Origin of the sequence: Sphingobium sp., from assembly GCF_048594625.1 — a bacterium.
Taxonomy (GTDB): domain Bacteria; phylum Pseudomonadota; class Alphaproteobacteria; order Sphingomonadales; family Sphingomonadaceae; genus Sphingobium.
This window is the reverse complement of sequence record NZ_JBMDWL010000044.1, coordinates 1-16,203: the sequence shown is the minus strand read 5'-3', so window position 1 is coordinate 16,203 and position 16,203 is coordinate 1. Positions and strand designations below refer to the sequence as shown.

The window sequence follows — 16,203 nt, the reverse complement described above, 5'->3', positions numbered from 1 at the left end:
TAGGCTGTGGTGACGATTTAATCATTTGAGCCATAGCATGATGCTGGCGAGTTTGATGAAGCCGAAGAAGTTGGCAGCGATTTTGTCGTAGCGGGTGGCGATGCGCCGCCATTGCTTGAGTTTGGCGAAGAAGCCCTCGACACCCCAGCGCTGTTTGTAGGCGATGCGGTCATATCTGTGCTGATATTTACGATGGCGGCGAGGCGGGATGACTGGTTCGCCGCCTTGCTCGTAGATAAGGTCGTGCAAGCTGTCGGCGTCATAGGCGCGATCTGCCAGCACCTTGTCGGCCAAGATGCCCTGGATCAGGTCACAGGCCGGATCCATGTCATTTTGCTGGCCGGGGCCGAGGATGAAGCGGATCGGCAGGCCAAGGGCATCGACTACGGCGTGGATTTTAGTTCCGAACCCACCTCTGGACCGGCCGAGAGCCTGAGCTTGAACGCCCACCTTTTTACCCGTGCTCCTGCGGCTTGGGCCTGAGCGCGAATGACGGTGGCATCGATCGCCAGCCATTCGATGTCGGGATCGTCGACACCGCCTCGAATATCCGATCGATCACGCCCTGTTCGATCTAGCGGTAATAGCGTCGCTTGGCGGTTTGATAGGGACCAAAGCGTTCGGGAAGATCACGCCATCGACCGCCCGAGCGAGCCAGCCACAGCAAGGCATCCAGAAACCGCCTCCCATCGCTGCGAGGGCCACGCTTGCCCTTGCGGCCGCCGGGCACGAACTCTCCAAGTCGCTCCCACTGATCGTCCCTGAGAACCTCGCCTTCCATACTAGCCTCCAAAAGCCAGTGTCGAATCAGAAATCGGCCGCTCCGTGTATCCCTAAAATGTCACTACGCCCTACAGCCGATGGCGGCTGACGTGCGAAGTCACTATCATGCTCGGAGACGGGTTCGCTCAGGACTGCGTCCTCAGCCAAATATTATATTCTCACCAAATTACGGCAGCTCAGCTTGCGCCGCCGATCGCTGCCGGCGTCAGGACGAGGGTGAGGATGATGAGCGCAAGCCCGATATAGGCCCACGTCCCCATGCCTTGCCAGGCGAGGTTCAGGCCTGTGCCTTGGGATCGGGACGAACGCGCCAGCCGCATGGCATAGATCATGGTGCCGGTGACGGACATCGCGGTCAGTGCAGCGCCGAACAGAAACCAGATGATTTTGGTCCAGAGGCCGCAGAACGTACCGAAATGCAATGGATCGGCCATTTCCGAAATGCGCTGATGCACGGTAAGATCGCGGCCGTCCAACCCGGTGACGACTGTCGATGTCATGGGATCGACAGCAACGGCGTTGGCACGATCGCGCACCAGCCATGCGGAAGATTGCCCCAGGAAAATGACACCATTTTCCGGTGTGAACCGTATTTCGCGAATGTCGAGTTTCGGATCGGCCCGCCTTGCCACCGCGACCAGCCGATCGAGTCGGTCGCCGATGGGCTGTGGAGCGGTCGCGACCTTCGTCAGCTTGGGAACATCGGCCTGTCCTCCGAGAGTTTCCACAAGATACCATGTTTCCGTGAGCGCGATCAGCGCGACGAACCACAAGCTCCATAAACCCATCAGGCGATGCAGATCGCCGGTCAGCCTCCGCCTGCCTCCGCTGCGTGGCGCCCGGAAAAAGCCGCGCCACCATTTCTTGTACGTCACGACGCCGGACACCAGCGACGCAGCCAGCAGCAACGCCAGAGAGCAGACGATGGGTATGCCGATTTTCGTCGGCAGCATCAGGTGCCGATGGGCCTGTCGCAGGAAACGATGGACATTCGCCCAGCCATGCCTGCCGGTAACCCTTGCCGTCCATGGGTCGATATAGACACGTTCAGGTGCCCCCTTGCCGCGATTGACCCACGCTTCGACCGTGAACCATGGATCGATCGGTGCATAAAGGGTCTGAAGCCGCGCATCAGGGGCGGCTCTGGTCGCCGCTTCTGCCCATGCGCCCCATGATGCGACCGGCTCCGACCGTGGCGATACCCGCATGGCGGGCGTCACCAGCCAGTCGATCTCATGCGCGAAAACCGCAAGGGTGCCGGTCGCCAGAATGAACGTCAGAAAGATCGACAGTTTCAGGCCGATCCAGCTATGTACCACCCACCAGAGCGAACGGCCTTTTTTCGCGCCAGCCTTGCCCATGATCAGAATTTGAAGCGGAGTTCGGCCAGGAAAGTGCGAGGCTCGCCGGGGAAATGCCCGCTTTGCGCCGAAAAGCCGGATGCGGCATAGACCTTGTCGAAAATATTATCGACGCGCAGCATCAGTTCCGCAAAGCCAAGCCCCTTGGTGACCGACGCATCGAAGATCGTATAGGGTTTTACGTCCTGTCCCGACAGGCTGATGCGTTTCGACACATATTCACCGCCTACTGCAAAGGCTGCGTCGATGGCCGACACCTGGTATCTCGTCCAGAAACCGAGCTTATGCTTGGGCGCGTTGGCGAAGCGATTGCCTACGGCGTTGGTAATGGCCTGTCCGGCAATCGTGCCGGTGATTTTCGTGTCATTATAGCCATAGTTGACCAACGCGACCCAGTTGGGCGTGATGTCGGTCGACAGGTCGATCTCAAACCCTTTGCTGGTCACTTCTCCGATCGGGCGCAACTGATCCTGCCCATTGACGGGAGGCAGGCTGGCATCGATCTGAAGAATATTTTTCCGAACGATGCGATAGGCGGCCAGATTGGTCTGCAACCGGCCGTCGAACAGGTCGGTTTTGACGCCGCCTTCAAACTGATCGCCGGTCACCGGGGCGAAGGGGCCGCCGACATCGACGGTCTGGCTGGCCGCTGTCTGAGGTTCGAAACTCTGCGACCAGCTGAGATAGACGGATATATCCTTGCGCGGTTTGAAGATCGCACCGGTGCGCAATGTGATGTCGTCATCCTGATAGGATGCGGCGTTCACCACCCGGTCCTCGAACTTGTCGTAACGCACGCCGCCGACCAGCATGAAGGCGTCGCTCAGGCTGATCTGGTCCTGAAGATAGGCGCCCTTGCGCTTCGTGCGCGTGTCCGTAACGGTGAAGGGCAACAGCGCTGCCCGCGCCACATCGCGCGCGCTGTTGGTATAGACCGGGTTGCTGAGGCTGAGCGGCGTCACACCTGCGCGCAGAATGCGGGAGTGCAACACGCTGGTTTCGTCATACCAGTCCGCGCCGGCCTGAAACGTGTGCTCCATGCTTAATATGTCGACCCGTGCCGTCAGGTTCGCGGAGAAGGAAAGGCCATCGACATCGCGGATCTGGTCGCGAAATTCGCGCGCGACCAGATCGCTGTTGCCCGCAACCATTCCGCGCGGCTCATGATATTGCTGCGTTTCGGTCGCCTTGAAGTAGCGGACGCCCGCATCGAATGTGATCCGATCCCCGATCGTAGTTACATAGCGGGCCTGATAGGCCTGCGACTTTAGGTGCAGGAAGTCGGTCGGTTCATTCGCGTTCCAGCGGATGTCGCTCAGGAAATTGCCGTCATTGTCTGTCAGGATGCCGCGCAGCCGGTTGCCCTGCAGGCCATTGTCATAAACGGTTGCCTGCAACGTCAGCTTGCCGCCTTCGTCGGTCTTTATGGAAAGTCCGCCGTCACCGATCAGCGAGACATTCTTCGTATTGCGCCGATAGGGGTTCATTGCTTCGTAAAAGCCGCCCAGCCGGTATGTGACGATGCCGTCCTTGTCCACCGGACCGGTGGCTTCGGCCGAAATGCCGCGCCGGTCATAATTGCCGGCGGTTGCGACCATCCGCATGCCGGTGGTGTCGCTCGGAACCTTCGAAACATAATTGATGATGCCGCCTGGCGAACCCGGCCCGAAGAACAGGCCAGCCGGTCCCTTGAGCACTTCCACCCGGTCGATATTGAACAGCTGGGGCACGGAAAAGCCGATGAAGGGATTGCCGCGCATCCCGTCATAGAAAGACTGATCCTGCCGGAAGCCGCGGAAGGTAACCCCGGCATAGCTGAAAAAGCTGACGCCGGAGATATTGCGATAGATGTCGGTCGCATCACGCGCGCCCTGATCGGCGAACAGGTCGCTGTTGATGACCTGTACGGCCTGAGGAATGTTGAGCGGGTCTTCTGCCGTTTTGCCGACGGTCGTGGTTTCGGTGCGATACAGCCGCTGTGCGCGGCCAGTGACGATGATCTGGTCGCCATCCGTCATGCTGTTTTCAGGCGCCGTAACGGGCGCTTCCTGGGCGAAGGCGATGGATGGAATTATGGTAGCAGACGCCAGAAGCATCGCGCGAAAAATGGACAAATCGAACCCCTCATTCGAATCGCTAATGATAGTTATTCGCGCTAAGCATTTTGATGCGACATGGCAAGTCGAGTATTTCTGGGTCAGGACCAATGGTTTGGAGGGGCGTCGGTCGCGCCCCGAGGCTATGCCATGAAAACCGAGAAAGGATTTGGGGGCAGAACATCTCTTTGCACCTCTCTGCCAGGGACGGTTGGGCCAGAGCGTCGAATTTTCAATTCGATCCGCAATTGCCCTGCGATCAGATGTTGATCCGATTTTCCTTCAAATAGCGAAGAAATGCCTGAAACGCAGCGGAATGATGGCGCTGTCGCGGATAATAGAGTCGTAATCCTGGGAAAGGTGGTGTCCATTCGGACAGTATCTGGACCAGATTTCCCGATGCCAGGCTCCGTTCCGCGTCTGGCAGCCCGACATGGGCTAGACCAAGTCCCAATTCCGCGGCGCGCGTGGCGATGGCCGCCGATCCTACCTGAAGTCGCCCCTTGACCTTCACGTAAAATGTCCGGCCTTCATCTTCAAATTCCCACGGCATAGGCCGCCCGCTGGGAAGCCGCACGATGATGCAATCATGGTGGATGAGGTCTTCGGGCTTTGTCGGTGTAGAATGGACTGCAAGGTAGGATGGCGCAGCAACCACGATGATCTGCTCCTTTGCGCTGAGCGGCAGGGCGATCATGTCCTGAGGTACGACCTCTTCAAGCCGGATACCTGCGTCGAACCCGTCCGCGACGATGTCGCTCAACAAGCCGTCGCTGACAAGTTCGACATCGATATGCGGAAAGATGTTCATGAACCCGGCGACGGCGGGAATGAAACGTGCTGCCGCGACTTCCGACGCGTTCAACCTGATCCGGCCTGAAGGCGCGCTGCGGAAACCATCTATGATGTCGAATGCATCGGAAATGGTGGAAAGGGCCGGTCCCATATGGTCGATCAGCGCTTCTCCTGCCTCGGTCGGCGCTACGCTGCGGGTGGTGCGATTGAACAGGCGGATGCCGACGCGCTTTTCCACCGAAGCAATCATGTGGCTGAGCGTGGGAGGCGATACGCCCAGTTCCGCCGCTGCTGCGCGGAAATTTCGTCGCATGCCCAGCAACCGGATTGCTTCCAGATCGCGCAGGGTCAGCATGTTCATTATTTAGACTTTCGCAATGGATCGTGAAACATCATGTCGGTTATCAACATCAATATGCGCGTCCATATCGCAACGCGGAAGGAGAAATTTCGATATGGCAAAGGTGCTCGTTACCGGAGGAACCGGCTTCGTCGGTGGTCACATCATCCTGCAACTGATCGATGCAGGTCATGAGGTGCGTACAACCATACGCAACCTGTCACGCGCGGCGGAAGTGAGCGGCGTTGTCGCGACACATGGCAGAAATACCGGAGCGCTGGAGGTGGTTCAGGCCGATCTGCTTGCCGATCACGTCTGGAACGATGCATGCAAGGGCGTGGAGTATGTGTTGCATGTCGCGTCGCCTTTCCCGGCAGAGGAGCCGGATGATCCACAGGAACTGATCGTCCCTGCGCGGGAAGGTGCGCTGCGGGTTCTGCGCGCCGCGCGCAATGCCAGTGTGAAGCGCGTCGTGATGACATCGTCCTTTGCGGCCGTGGGCTATGGCATTCCCGCGCGCGAAGAAGCGTTTGATGAAAAGGACTGGACCGATCCCGATCATCCGTCGGTTCAGGCCTATATGCAGTCGAAAACCCATGCGGAAAAAGCCGCCTGGGATTTTATCGAGCGGGAAGGGCAGGGGCTGGAGCTTTCCGTTATCAATCCGACAGGTATTTTCGGGCCGGTACTGGGGGCCGATTATTCGACCTCCATAGGATTGATACAGGCCCTTTTGCAGGGCGCGCTTCCAGCTGTGCCACGCATTGCCTTTGGGGTGGTTGATGTGCGGGATGTCGCCGATTTACATCTGCGTGCAATGACTACGGCCGCAGCAAATGGCGAACGCTTCATTGCGGTGTCAGGAAAGGCGCTGTGGTTGAAAGATGTCGCGGCAATCCTGCGTGCAAATTTGGGAGAGCGGGCGGCGCTCGTACCGACCGCAGAAATGCCCGATAGCGAAGTGATCCAAATGGCCAAAATCGCGCCAGCCATGGCGGCCATGGTCCCTCAGCTAGGCATCATTCGTGAAACGACATCGCGAAAGGCCCAGAGCCTGCTTGGCTGGCAGCCCCGATCGGTGGAGGATGCCATCATTGCCAGTGCAGAATCTCTGTTGAACTTGGCGAGTTAGCGGAATGACGTCTCAATCGGTGTCATCATCCCGCTATTTATAGCGATATGCACTGTGCCGCAGCGGGTCGGGTTGCCCCCAGCCGGCTGCCTCACATGTCGAAAGACAGGAGCGCGTCAGAACGAACGAGTGCGCGCAGTTTCAATCCTGACGATGCAGCGCGGTCGATGGCAAGGCCCGTTGGAGCCGAAATGGTCGCCAGCATGGGGCATCCGGCGATCACCGCTTTTTCGACCAGTTCGTATGAACATCGTGAAGATATGAGCGCAAATCCGCCATCCCATTTCATGCTGGATCGCAGCATGCTCCCGATCAGCTTATCGAAGGCATTGTGGCGGCCAATATCTTCGCGGATGATGCGGATATGACCGCTTGTGGTGCATGCGGCTGCGGCATGCATGGCGCCGGTCTGCCGGTTCATGCTCTGACGCTGGTCCAGTTCGGACAAGGCCCGAAAACATGCCGCGTATTCGGCGAGCGGGGCATTGGTGACGGGGGGCAAAGGACGCAGCGCCTGTTCCAGACTTTCAATCCCGCACAGCCCGCAGGATGAATCCGTTGTGCGGTGGCGTATCCGATCAAGGATGCGGTCGGCCACGGCCATGTCCAGCGATACGCGAACGATGAAGCCATTTGACGTTTGGTGGACGTCCACGCCATCGATCTGATCCGCCCGGTCGATAATCCGTTCGGACAGGGTAAAGCCATAGGCGAGATCGATGAGGTCCGACGGCGTCGCCATGAGCACCGCATAGCCGATCCCCTGATATTCCAGTGCGACCGGGACTTCCTCAGCAATGACGCGATGGATCGCCGTCATTGCCCCATCGGCAGCGACGCGCGTCAGGGCAAAGCTGCGCTGTGGCGTGATCGATGACGGAGGATCATCCAGCGCCATTACGCCGCCTTTTGGATCATGACGGGGATGGACTTATAGGATGGTGTTCCGCTGGCGCTGTCATGATCGTCGAGCGGGACCAGGCAATTGGCTTCGGGATAATAGGCCGCCACCGATCCGCGCGCGATGGTGTGGGCAACGGCGGTCTGCCCCTTCAGTATGCGCTCGCCAGCGATGACGTCGATCAGATCCCCATGTTTGATGCCGAGCACCGCCAGATCGTCGCCGTTCAGAAATACCACGTCACGGCGACCGCTAATGCCACGGTATCGATCGTTAAGGCCATAGATGGTGGTGTTATACTGATCATGGCTGCGGATCGTGGTCAGGATATACGGATGTCCGTTGCGCTCCACATCAAGTGGCAGATCGGCGACCAGAAAATGGGCCAGATTGTCGGGCGTGTCCCATTCCCGCTGCGAAGCGCCGACGCGCAACCGGAAACCGCCCTTTATTCGCACCCGTTCGTTGAAATCGTAGAAATCCGGGAAAACCTCCTCGATCTTTTCGCGGATACGGTCGTAATCTTCGATCAGATTGTCCCATGCAACCGCGGTTTGCGGCAACGCAGCCTTGGCGATCCCGGCAATGATCGCGGGTTCAGACAGAAGCATGTCGGACACGGGTTTCAACATGCCGCGCGAAGCATGAACCATCGACATGGAATCTTCGACCGTGATAGCCTGAAGACCGCTGGCCTGAACGTCGATTTCCGTCCGGCCCAGACAGGGAAAGATCAGGCTCTGCTTCGCGGTCAGCAGGCATGTCCGGTTCAATTTGGTTACGATCTGAACGTTAAGGTCCAGCTTGCGGAAAGCGGCGAAGGTGGCTTGCGGGTCGCTGATCGCGACCGCCAGATTGCCGCCAAGTCCGATGAAGGCTTTTGCGCTGCCGTCGCGCATCGCCGCGATTGCTTCAACCGCATTATGGCCATGCGCGCGCGGGCTGGTGATACCGAAGGCCTTGTCCAGCCGGGCGAGGAAAACCTCATGCGGGGTTTCCGTGATGCCGACCGTTCTGTCGCCCTGCACGTTGGAATGGCCGCGAATGGGGGCGATCCCCGCTCCTTCCCGTCCGAAATTGCCGCGAAGGAGCAGAAGATTGGCGATCTGCTGGACGGTTTCGGTGCCATGGCGATGCTGGGTGATGCCCATGCCATAGCATATGATGACCCGGGGGGAGGACCAGTAGACACGGGCGATGCTTTGGATGGCATCGCGTGTCAGTCCGCTCACCCGGCAAATGACACCCCAGTCCGCGCTCTCGATGTCGGCGCGCAATGCATCGATGCCGGTGGTATGGATGCGGATGAACTCGCGGTCGAGCAAACCCTCGCCCCCGGCAGTCAGGTCGTCGGCATCTGCTTCCAGCAACGCCTTGATGATGCCTTTCAGCAGAGCAAGGTCGCCGCCGACCTTGACCAGATGATAGGCGGAAGAGATCGGCGTCGCGCTGAACGTGGCCATTTCGACAGGCGCCTGAGGATCCTGAAACCGTTCCAGCCCCCGTTCGCGCATCGGGTTGATCGCGATGATCGGCTTGCCCCGTCTGGCGACCTCGCGCAGCGTTCCCAGCATGCGGGGATGATTGGTGCCCGGATTATGGCCGAAGCTGAAGACTGCGTCGGTATGTTCGAAATCCTCCAGCGTGACCGTGCCTTTGCCCACGCCGATCGATTTCGGCAGGCCGACGCTGGTTGCTTCATGGCACATGTTCGAACAGTCGGGAAAGTTGTTCGTGCCGAACTCGCGCGCCAGCAGCTGATAGAGAAAAGCCGCTTCATTCGATGCGCGCCCTGATGTGTAGAATTCGACCTGATTGGGATCGTCAATTTTGCGCAGAACAGCGCCGATATGCTCGAACGCTTCATCCCATTCGATCGGCACGAAATGATCACTGGCCTCGTCATAGCGCAGCGGGTGCGTCAGGCGTCCAGCCTCCTCCAGCGCATAATCGGACCAGGACCAGAGGTCCGATACGCTATGTTGCGCGAAGAAATCGGGATCGACGCGCTTCTGCGTCGCCTCCCATGTCACGGCCTTTGCGCCATTTTCGCAAAATTCGAAGGATGACGTATGTTTTGGGTCCGGCCATGCGCATCCGGGGCAGTCAAACCCCTTGGGCTGGTTCATGCTCATCAGGGCGCGGGTGTTGCTGCTGGCTCCCATTTCGTTGCGGACCGCTTTGGCGACAGCGCGCAAGGCGCCCCAGCCGCCAGCAGGGCCGGAATATGGCCTGATGCCATCTTCGCTCTTTTCGGTCATGATCGCTTATGCTCCCTCGATATGATCCGACAATTCCCGCGGGTCCGTTTATGTTCAATCATACGCAGGTCGTGCAAGGCTGTCCCGACAGAGAGCGCAAGATGAAGATAGATTACACCGAACATTCCCGGCCATCGCAGCGATGCACCATGTGAAGGGAAATGCCTATATCCGACGGGCAACGGCACCGGCGGCCCATCCCATGCCGACCGCCAGCGCGATGGCGACCAGCCCGTAGAGGAAGGACCATTGTTCCGCCGCGCGCGCCATGAACTGTTCGAAGCCGGACTTGCGAACGGTGATGTCGCGTACCGCGGCCGCAACGACGCGGCCATCCTGCACCAGAAATGTTTCGGCGGTATAATCGCCCACGATCACGCGCGCGGACAGGGGCAAACGGGCGCGATATAAAACGCCATCGGTGATTTCGACCGTTCCGGGCCGCTCGACGAACAGGCCCGATCGCGCGCGCAGGTCCACCAGACCTTCCTGAAAGCGGGACAGTTCGGCGCTGTCATTCAGCGAGGATGGCGAAAGTTGCAGCTTGTCAACGCCCAGTTCGTATATTGCCGCCGTTCGTTCATCGACGATGCTGTCGATCGGGCGGGACGATGCCATGGCGTAGAAACTGGGCGCTGAACGGAAGCGTACGGTGTCGGCATTGACCCAGATGCCCGCCACCTTCTGCTTTTCGCGGATGGTGATCGACTGTTCCGGTCCTTTGAGTACGACGACGATGTCCGCCGGTTTGTCGGGCCGTCTGCCATCGGGATAGACGATCGCCCCAAACAAAAGCAGGTCTGCGCCGGTGAAGCTATACTGGATTTCCACGTCGCGCTGGGACACATCGGGCACCAGTTGCGGCTGAGCGGCGGCGCCTAGCAACCAGGCTGCGGGCAGCAACATCAGTGGAGCGACACGACGCATCAGCCCAGCTCGATCGTGTAGATTTCGTCCGGCCGCCATCCCAGACCCAAAGCCATGCGCGCAGCGACCAGCAGAACGATCGCTGCCAGCAAGATGCGCAGATATTCGGGGCGGATCGTCATCGAAATGCGGGTGCCGACCTGCGCGCCAACGACGCTCCCGATCAGCAGCAACATGGCCAGCACCAGATCGACGGCCTTGGTCGTCATGGCATGCATCATGGTCGTCGCCATGGTGACGAACAATATCTGGAACAGCGATGTGCCCACCACCGACTGGGTCGCCATGCCCAGAAGATACAGCATGGCGGGCACCAGGATGAAGCCGCCGCCCACACCCAGCAGCATGGTGAGGATACCTGTCGCCATGCCGAGGAGCAATGGCGCAAGAGGCGAGATATACAGGCCGGAGCGGTAGAAACGCCACCGCATGGGCAGGGCCGCGACCAACGGGTGGTGGCGCCGTTTTCTGGCCTGCGGTCGCTTGCCGGTCTTGATGGCGATCAGCGCCTGTATGGATTCCTTTGCCATCAGTCCGCCGATGCCCCCCAGCATCAGGACATAGAGGATGCCGATGACCGTATCGATCTGCCCCAGATATTGCAGCAGGCGGAAGATGAATACGCCCATCCCCGCGCCGATCACTCCGCCTGCGATCAGGACGCCGCCCATGCGGAAATCTACCGTGCCGCGCGACATATGGGTGAAAACGCCTGATACGCTGGCACCGGTGACCTGCGATGCGGCGGATGCCGCTGCGACGGTTGGCGGAATGCCATAGAATATCAGCAGCGGTGTCGTCAGAAACCCGCCGCCCACGCCGAACATGCCGGAAAGCAGCCCTACGATACCGCCCAGGCCGATAATGACCAGCGCGTTCACCGACAGATTGGCTATGGGCAGGTAAAGATCCATGCCGGTCCGGGGTAACGTCATCCGTGCCGGATATAAAGCCGCGATGGCGCCTGCGGATCAAAAATCCGCCGCCAGTGTGATGGCAAGGCCCGATCCGGGGCGCGCATTGCCCGCTATGCGTTCACGCCATTCGATGGAAAGCCTGGCCCCGCCCTGTGGCAGGGGCAGCCGGACCTGAATTTCGGGGCCGATGTCCATTCGACTGGCGCCGGGCTGGGCGCCGCCCGAAATGGCTGCGCCGATACGAACCCTTTCGGATGGCAGCTGTTTCGACAGCGAAAATTTACCGTCGATGAAAGCATCCTTGCGTTTGAATCCGACAATGCCGGTTTGGGCATAGCCCTCCGCATCGATGGACTGTGCGATCGGCGTCGGGCCAAAGCCGCCCACCGCCATCACCGCATTGGCGTTACGAGCCGCCGGATCGAGTGCGATGCGGCGTTCGATCGCAATATTGACCGGTATCGCACGGGACGGCTGGATGGACAGGCCAACCGCGGATTCCGGTGCGGAAGGGCGTGAAACTGCGCTTGTTATACGGCCATAGACTGCCGTCCTGACTTTGGCACCGGGCATAAGGTCGTAATCGACGCGCAGTCCGGCCTGCGATCCGCCGAGCCTGCCGCCCGGTATCGCATCGGCTTGTGTCGCACCGTCCTGACGCCATAATAGCCAGGCGCCTGCGCGCCATCGATCTCTTGATACCTGCTTCGTCGTCACAGGGGGCGGGCTGGCTGGAGCCACGCTAAAGCCACTCATATAATCTGGATTGCTGGCATAAGGTCGATTGGCGAAGGCGACCGAGACGTTGATGAAGTCCATCAGATCCAACGCCGTATCGGTGTTGGGCAACGGTCGGATAACCATCCTGGTCGCTTGAGCTTGCCGGCTATAAAATGGGGCGGGCGTCGATCCGATCCGTAAAGATATGTGGTTTTTCCGTGATATGCTGAGCGGCGTTGCAAAGGGGTGGACGTCCTTGACAGCGACGCGGGAGGCCGCTGCTACGGCCGTCAGGTTGATGGCTTTTTCTGCATGCGAAGCATAGGCTTGCGGTTGCGGTGGCAGGTCGGATGCCGTGCCGGGGCTGAACAGGCGCACCATCACCCAGCCCACCATCAGAATGGCGAAAAAGCGAATGGGGCGTCCGTTCGCGCCCCGCGTCATGGATCGGTCTTCAGGTCAGGGAAATAATGCTGGGTCTTGTCCCATTGCAGCGGTCTGCCGAACAAGGATCTGACGTAAAGGGTCACCGCCCGTCGTGCCGCCAATATCGCGATATAATTGGCGATGACGGTGCGAGGAATGGCCATCATGCCATGGCGCCAGCCATAGGCATGCCCGACGAACAGGGCGCGCATGCCGGTCCGCCACAACAACAGGCACAGGTTGACCCATAACAGCGTTTGGATGAGTGGCGGCAATGGCGGCGGCGACAGAGGGAAAAGTAGGCCGACGATCGCCGTCATCGCCCACAGGATCAGGGACAGGTAGGCGGCGAGAAGCACCAGTGCCGCCATCGTCGCGCGCCGGTCGCGGATGCGCATCCACCATTCCGCCGGGCCGCCATGCCAGCCAAGCCGATCCCATCCGGCTAACGAAATGCCCACCATCCAGCGCGCTTTCTGCTTGACCGCCGCATCGATGCTGTGCGGGAAATATTCATGGGTTGCGATCAGCGCGCCATGGCTATCACGCATCCGCACGAAAACGCCGCGCCCGCCGAGGTTGGCGATGCGCAGGCCGGCTTCATAATCTTCCGTCAGCGAAGACGGGTCGAACGGTCCGCCATGAACGGGATCGTAAAGCCGTCCGATCATCGACCGTTCGAAAGCGCAGGCGACACCAGCCGAAGGGATGGATGCGCCCAGAGCTTCCCGGACAGTCAGGGCTTTGCCATGGTTCTCTGCGAACTCATCTCCGTAATGATTGGAAATGGCGCGGGCCAGCCAGTCGCCACGTCCGGGCAGGGGCAGGACGGGCAGCTGCACTAGCGCAAAGCGATCGATCATGAAATCATACAGGCGGATTTCGTCGGCATGAACGACATCCTCCGCATCATGCAGCACCACCGCCTTGAAAGGGTGTCCGGTCCGTTCCTCCATATCGACCATGACCCGCCACAGGATGTTGAGGCAGTCGGCCTTGGTCGTGGGGCCGGGGCGGGGGTTGATCCCCACGATGATGCGCGGTTCACCCGCTGCAATGGATGCCACAATGTCGATCGTATCGGGATCGTTGGGATAGACGCCGACGAAAATCCGATAATCATCGTCAGGCCAGCGCGCCAGTGCATGGCGCAACATGGGGCCGATGACATCGGCTTCGCGCCATGCGGGGATGAAGACCGCAATGCAGCCCGAATGGGCGGAGCGTGGCAGCGTGGCGCCGGTCATGCGCGAGTGATGTGCATAGACCGCAAAGTTGCGCCAGCAACGCCGGACCATGAAAAGCAGGTCGACGGTCAGGTCGTCCAGCCCGCCAAGCGCCAGCCCGACGACGGAAAACAGCAGGACTTCATGGTGCAGCGCGAACAGGCCCGCCGCCAGCATATCTCCCAAAGATTTACCCCTGTCATCTTCAGGACGGCAAGAATGTTACCGCCGCCGCGTTCTTCCAGTTATTTACATATTTTTCGTGAAAACCATTGAAATCGTCCGGTAATCATTAACCATTATCCCCCAACTTACCGACACTGACCCCGCGTCTGCCTGCCTTGTTCCTGCGACCGGCCGGATTCGCCATGGGCTCGATATGCTGCTATGATTAATGCGTCGGTGCGATGACGATATGTCCGCCCCGGCCGATCGACCAATCTCTACGAACGGATACGGGAGGAGGGCGAAGATGGAGATGGATGTAAATTATTTGCTGCACCGACAGCAGATGTCTTTGATCCGTGCGCAAACGACGCGATCACAGGAAGGGCGCGATGCTTATGAAAGCCTTGCCCGCAGCTATGGCGACCGGGTCGACGCCTATCGTCGCGAAAATGAACGGTTGATCGTTCGGGCGCATTAAGGCCTGTTGTCGTCAACGGCGGTCGATCAGCCTTTCGATGGCCAGCTTGTGGCTTTCGTCATCGCCGCATTCGCGTTCCAGCACGGCCTTGATCCGTTGCAGTTCGGCTTCGGTCAGATGTTCGATGCCGATAAAGTCGTTGCGCGCGGCGTCGATGGCGCGGATCAGTTCGTCCAGCTTCGCCTGAATGGCCGAACCGTCCCGGTTCTGGGCATTCTGAATCAGGAACACCATCAGGAATGTGACGATGGTGGTGCCGGTATTGATCACCAGTTGCCAAGTGTCGGAATAATGAAAGACAGGGCCGGTCACGAGCCAGACGATGACGGTCGCCAATGCCAGTGCAAAGGCGGAGGGTTGCCCGGCCCAACTGGCCACCCGGTGCGACATGGCCGCGAAAATCCTGTCCATAATGCCGTCCTTCTTTCTTGAGAGTTGATGCGGTCCTTGTCTGATCCATGTCGGATGGTCATGTGCATTCCATGCGTATCCCATCTGTCTGTGCCGTCATGGCCGTTGCCCTTTTGATCCTTCCTTCCTGTTCGTCCCTGTCGCCCGAATCGCGGTTGCGCGCCGGGCTGCAGGAGGCCGGGTTGTCGCCTCGCATGGCTGGCTGCATGGCCGGGCGCATGGCGGACAGGCTCAGCCTGACGCAATTGCGAAAGCTCCAGTCGCTGGCATCGCTCCGCAAATCGCACAGCGATAAAATGACGATCGACCAGTTGCTGCACAAGGTTCGTGCGCTAGGGGATCCGGAGATTTTTGCGGTGACCAGCGCATCGGCGATCGCTTGCGCATTTTGACCGGACCGGCGCGGTTTCGTTGGGGTCGGCTTTGCAAACTTCGCAAGTTTGCAAAGTGATTTTGCGAAATTTTCTGGCGCCAGGCCATCGCCTGTGCTTAGCCGCTGATCACAGATTTCAGCGAAAGGGCACGCCCCATGAACATTCACGAAGATCAGGCCAAGGAACTGCTGGCGAAATATGGCGCGCCGATCGCCGCCGGTTACGCCGCCTTCACGGTCGAAGAAGCCGTCGAAGCCGCCAAGAAGCTGCCTGGGCCGCTTTATGTCGTGAAGTCGCAGATCCACGCCGGTGGCCGCGGCAAGGGCAAGTTCAAGGAACTGGCCCCCGAAGCGAAGGGCGGCGTGCGCCTTGCCTTCAACCTCGACGAAGTGAAGGCGCACTCGGCCGACATGCTGGGCAACACGCTGGTCACCATCCAGACCGGTGAAGCAGGCAAGCAGGTCAACCGCCTCTACATCACCGACGGTGCCGACATCGCCAAGGAATTCTACCTGGCGCTGCTGGTCGATCGCGCCACCAGTCGCATCGCTTTCGTCGTGTCGACCGAAGGCGGCATGGACATCGAAGAAGTCGCCCACTCGACCCCGGAAAAGATCCACAGCTTCTCGGTCGATCCTGCTTCGGGCTTCCAGCCGCACCATGGCCGCGCCGTCGCTGCCGCTCTGGGACTCACTGGCGATCAGGCGAAGCAGGCTGCCAAGGTTGCCGCCTCGCTGTATGCCGCGTTCCTCGACACCGACGCCGAACAGATCGAAGTCAACCCGCTGGCGCTGACCGAGCAGGGCAACCTCCTCGTCCTCGACGCCAAGGTCGGCTTCGACGGCAACGCCATGTTCCGTCACAAGGACATCGCCGAACTGCGCGAC

At 59.7% G+C, this 16,203-nt stretch carries 16 protein-coding genes; 4 read left to right on the top strand and 12 right to left on the bottom strand.

The annotated features are described in order from the left end of the window. Positions 1–21: 21 nt before the first annotated feature. The 5 genes from ACOJSJ_RS05935 to ACOJSJ_RS05915 form a co-directional block, all read right to left on the bottom strand. On the bottom strand, positions 22–516 hold the full coding sequence (locus tag ACOJSJ_RS05935; RefSeq protein ID WP_420144063.1) for an IS5 family transposase: 495 nt from the start codon (positions 514–516) through the stop codon (positions 22–24). A gap of 58 nt (positions 517–574) precedes the next feature. Then, positions 575–781, bottom strand: coding sequence for a transposase (locus ACOJSJ_RS05930; RefSeq protein WP_420144062.1), 207 nt, complete (start codon positions 779–781; stop codon positions 575–577). Positions 782–959: 178 nt separating this feature from the next. Beyond that, positions 960–2,144 (bottom strand): PepSY-associated TM helix domain-containing protein, encoded by a 1,185-nt coding sequence (locus ACOJSJ_RS05925; protein WP_420144061.1) that lies wholly within the window; start codon positions 2,142–2,144, stop codon positions 960–962. A gap of 2 nt (positions 2,145–2,146) precedes the next feature. Next, a complete protein-coding gene (locus ACOJSJ_RS05920; RefSeq protein ID WP_420144060.1) occupies positions 2,147–4,258 on the bottom strand; it encodes a TonB-dependent siderophore receptor in 2,112 nt (703 codons plus the stop codon). Positions 4,259–4,499: 241 nt separating this feature from the next. Further along, positions 4,500–5,396: a LysR family transcriptional regulator gene (locus tag ACOJSJ_RS05915; RefSeq protein WP_420144059.1), complete on the bottom strand. Its 897-nt coding sequence runs from the start codon at positions 5,394–5,396 to the stop codon at positions 4,500–4,502. A 94-nt stretch (positions 5,397–5,490) separates the two neighbouring features. On the opposite strand from ACOJSJ_RS05915, the gene ACOJSJ_RS05910 reads away from it, so the two are divergent. Further along, positions 5,491–6,507, top strand: coding sequence for an SDR family oxidoreductase (locus ACOJSJ_RS05910; protein ID WP_420144058.1), 1,017 nt, complete (start codon positions 5,491–5,493; stop codon positions 6,505–6,507). A gap of 91 nt (positions 6,508–6,598) precedes the next feature. On the opposite strand, the gene fdhD is transcribed toward ACOJSJ_RS05910, so the two are convergent. From fdhD to ACOJSJ_RS05880, 6 genes are all read right to left on the bottom strand, one after another. Continuing rightward, on the bottom strand, positions 6,599–7,405 hold the full coding sequence (gene fdhD / locus ACOJSJ_RS05905; RefSeq protein ID WP_420144057.1) for a formate dehydrogenase accessory sulfurtransferase FdhD: 807 nt from the start codon (positions 7,403–7,405) through the stop codon (positions 6,599–6,601). Next, complete coding sequence (locus ACOJSJ_RS05900; protein ID WP_420144056.1) at positions 7,405–9,669, bottom strand: FdhF/YdeP family oxidoreductase; 2,265 nt, start codon at positions 9,667–9,669, stop codon at positions 7,405–7,407. The genes fdhD and ACOJSJ_RS05900 overlap by 1 nt, the downstream gene beginning before the upstream one ends. Positions 9,670–9,834: 165 nt before the next feature. Continuing rightward, positions 9,835–10,596: a TIGR02186 family protein gene (locus ACOJSJ_RS05895; protein ID WP_420144055.1), complete on the bottom strand. Its 762-nt coding sequence runs from the start codon at positions 10,594–10,596 to the stop codon at positions 9,835–9,837. Continuing rightward, positions 10,596–11,510 carry a sulfite exporter TauE/SafE family protein gene (locus ACOJSJ_RS05890; protein ID WP_420144065.1) on the bottom strand — a complete coding sequence of 305 codons (915 nt, stop codon included), beginning with the start codon at positions 11,508–11,510 and terminating at the stop codon, positions 10,596–10,598. The genes ACOJSJ_RS05895 and ACOJSJ_RS05890 overlap by 1 nt, the downstream gene beginning before the upstream one ends. Before the next feature lie 57 nt (positions 11,511–11,567). After that, entirely contained in the window at positions 11,568–12,377 is an 810-nt protein-coding gene (locus ACOJSJ_RS05885; RefSeq protein ID WP_420144054.1) for a hypothetical protein, read from the bottom strand. A 296-nt stretch (positions 12,378–12,673) separates the two neighbouring features. After that, a complete protein-coding gene (locus ACOJSJ_RS05880) occupies positions 12,674–14,062 on the bottom strand; it encodes a glycosyl transferase family protein (protein ID WP_420144064.1) in 1,389 nt (462 codons plus the stop codon). Between the two features lie 340 nt (positions 14,063–14,402). Between ACOJSJ_RS05880 and ACOJSJ_RS05875 the strand changes: the two genes are divergently transcribed. Continuing rightward, a complete protein-coding gene (locus tag ACOJSJ_RS05875; protein WP_420144066.1) occupies positions 14,403–14,531 on the top strand; it encodes a hypothetical protein in 129 nt (42 codons plus the stop codon). Positions 14,532–14,543: 12 nt separating this feature from the next. Here the strand turns inward: ACOJSJ_RS05875 and ACOJSJ_RS05870 are convergent, their stop codons facing one another. Next, entirely contained in the window at positions 14,544–14,942 is a 399-nt protein-coding gene (locus ACOJSJ_RS05870) for a low affinity iron permease family protein (RefSeq protein ID WP_420144053.1), read from the bottom strand. A gap of 71 nt (positions 14,943–15,013) precedes the next feature. Between ACOJSJ_RS05870 and ACOJSJ_RS05865 the strand changes: the two genes are divergently transcribed. Both ACOJSJ_RS05865 and ACOJSJ_RS05860 read left to right on the top strand, forming a co-directional pair. Beyond that, positions 15,014–15,334, top strand: coding sequence for a hypothetical protein (locus tag ACOJSJ_RS05865; protein WP_420144052.1), 321 nt, complete (start codon positions 15,014–15,016; stop codon positions 15,332–15,334). A 137-nt stretch (positions 15,335–15,471) separates the two neighbouring features. Then, on the top strand, positions 15,472–16,203 hold a 732-nt coding region (locus ACOJSJ_RS05860; protein ID WP_420144051.1), incomplete at its 3' end, for an ATP-grasp domain-containing protein.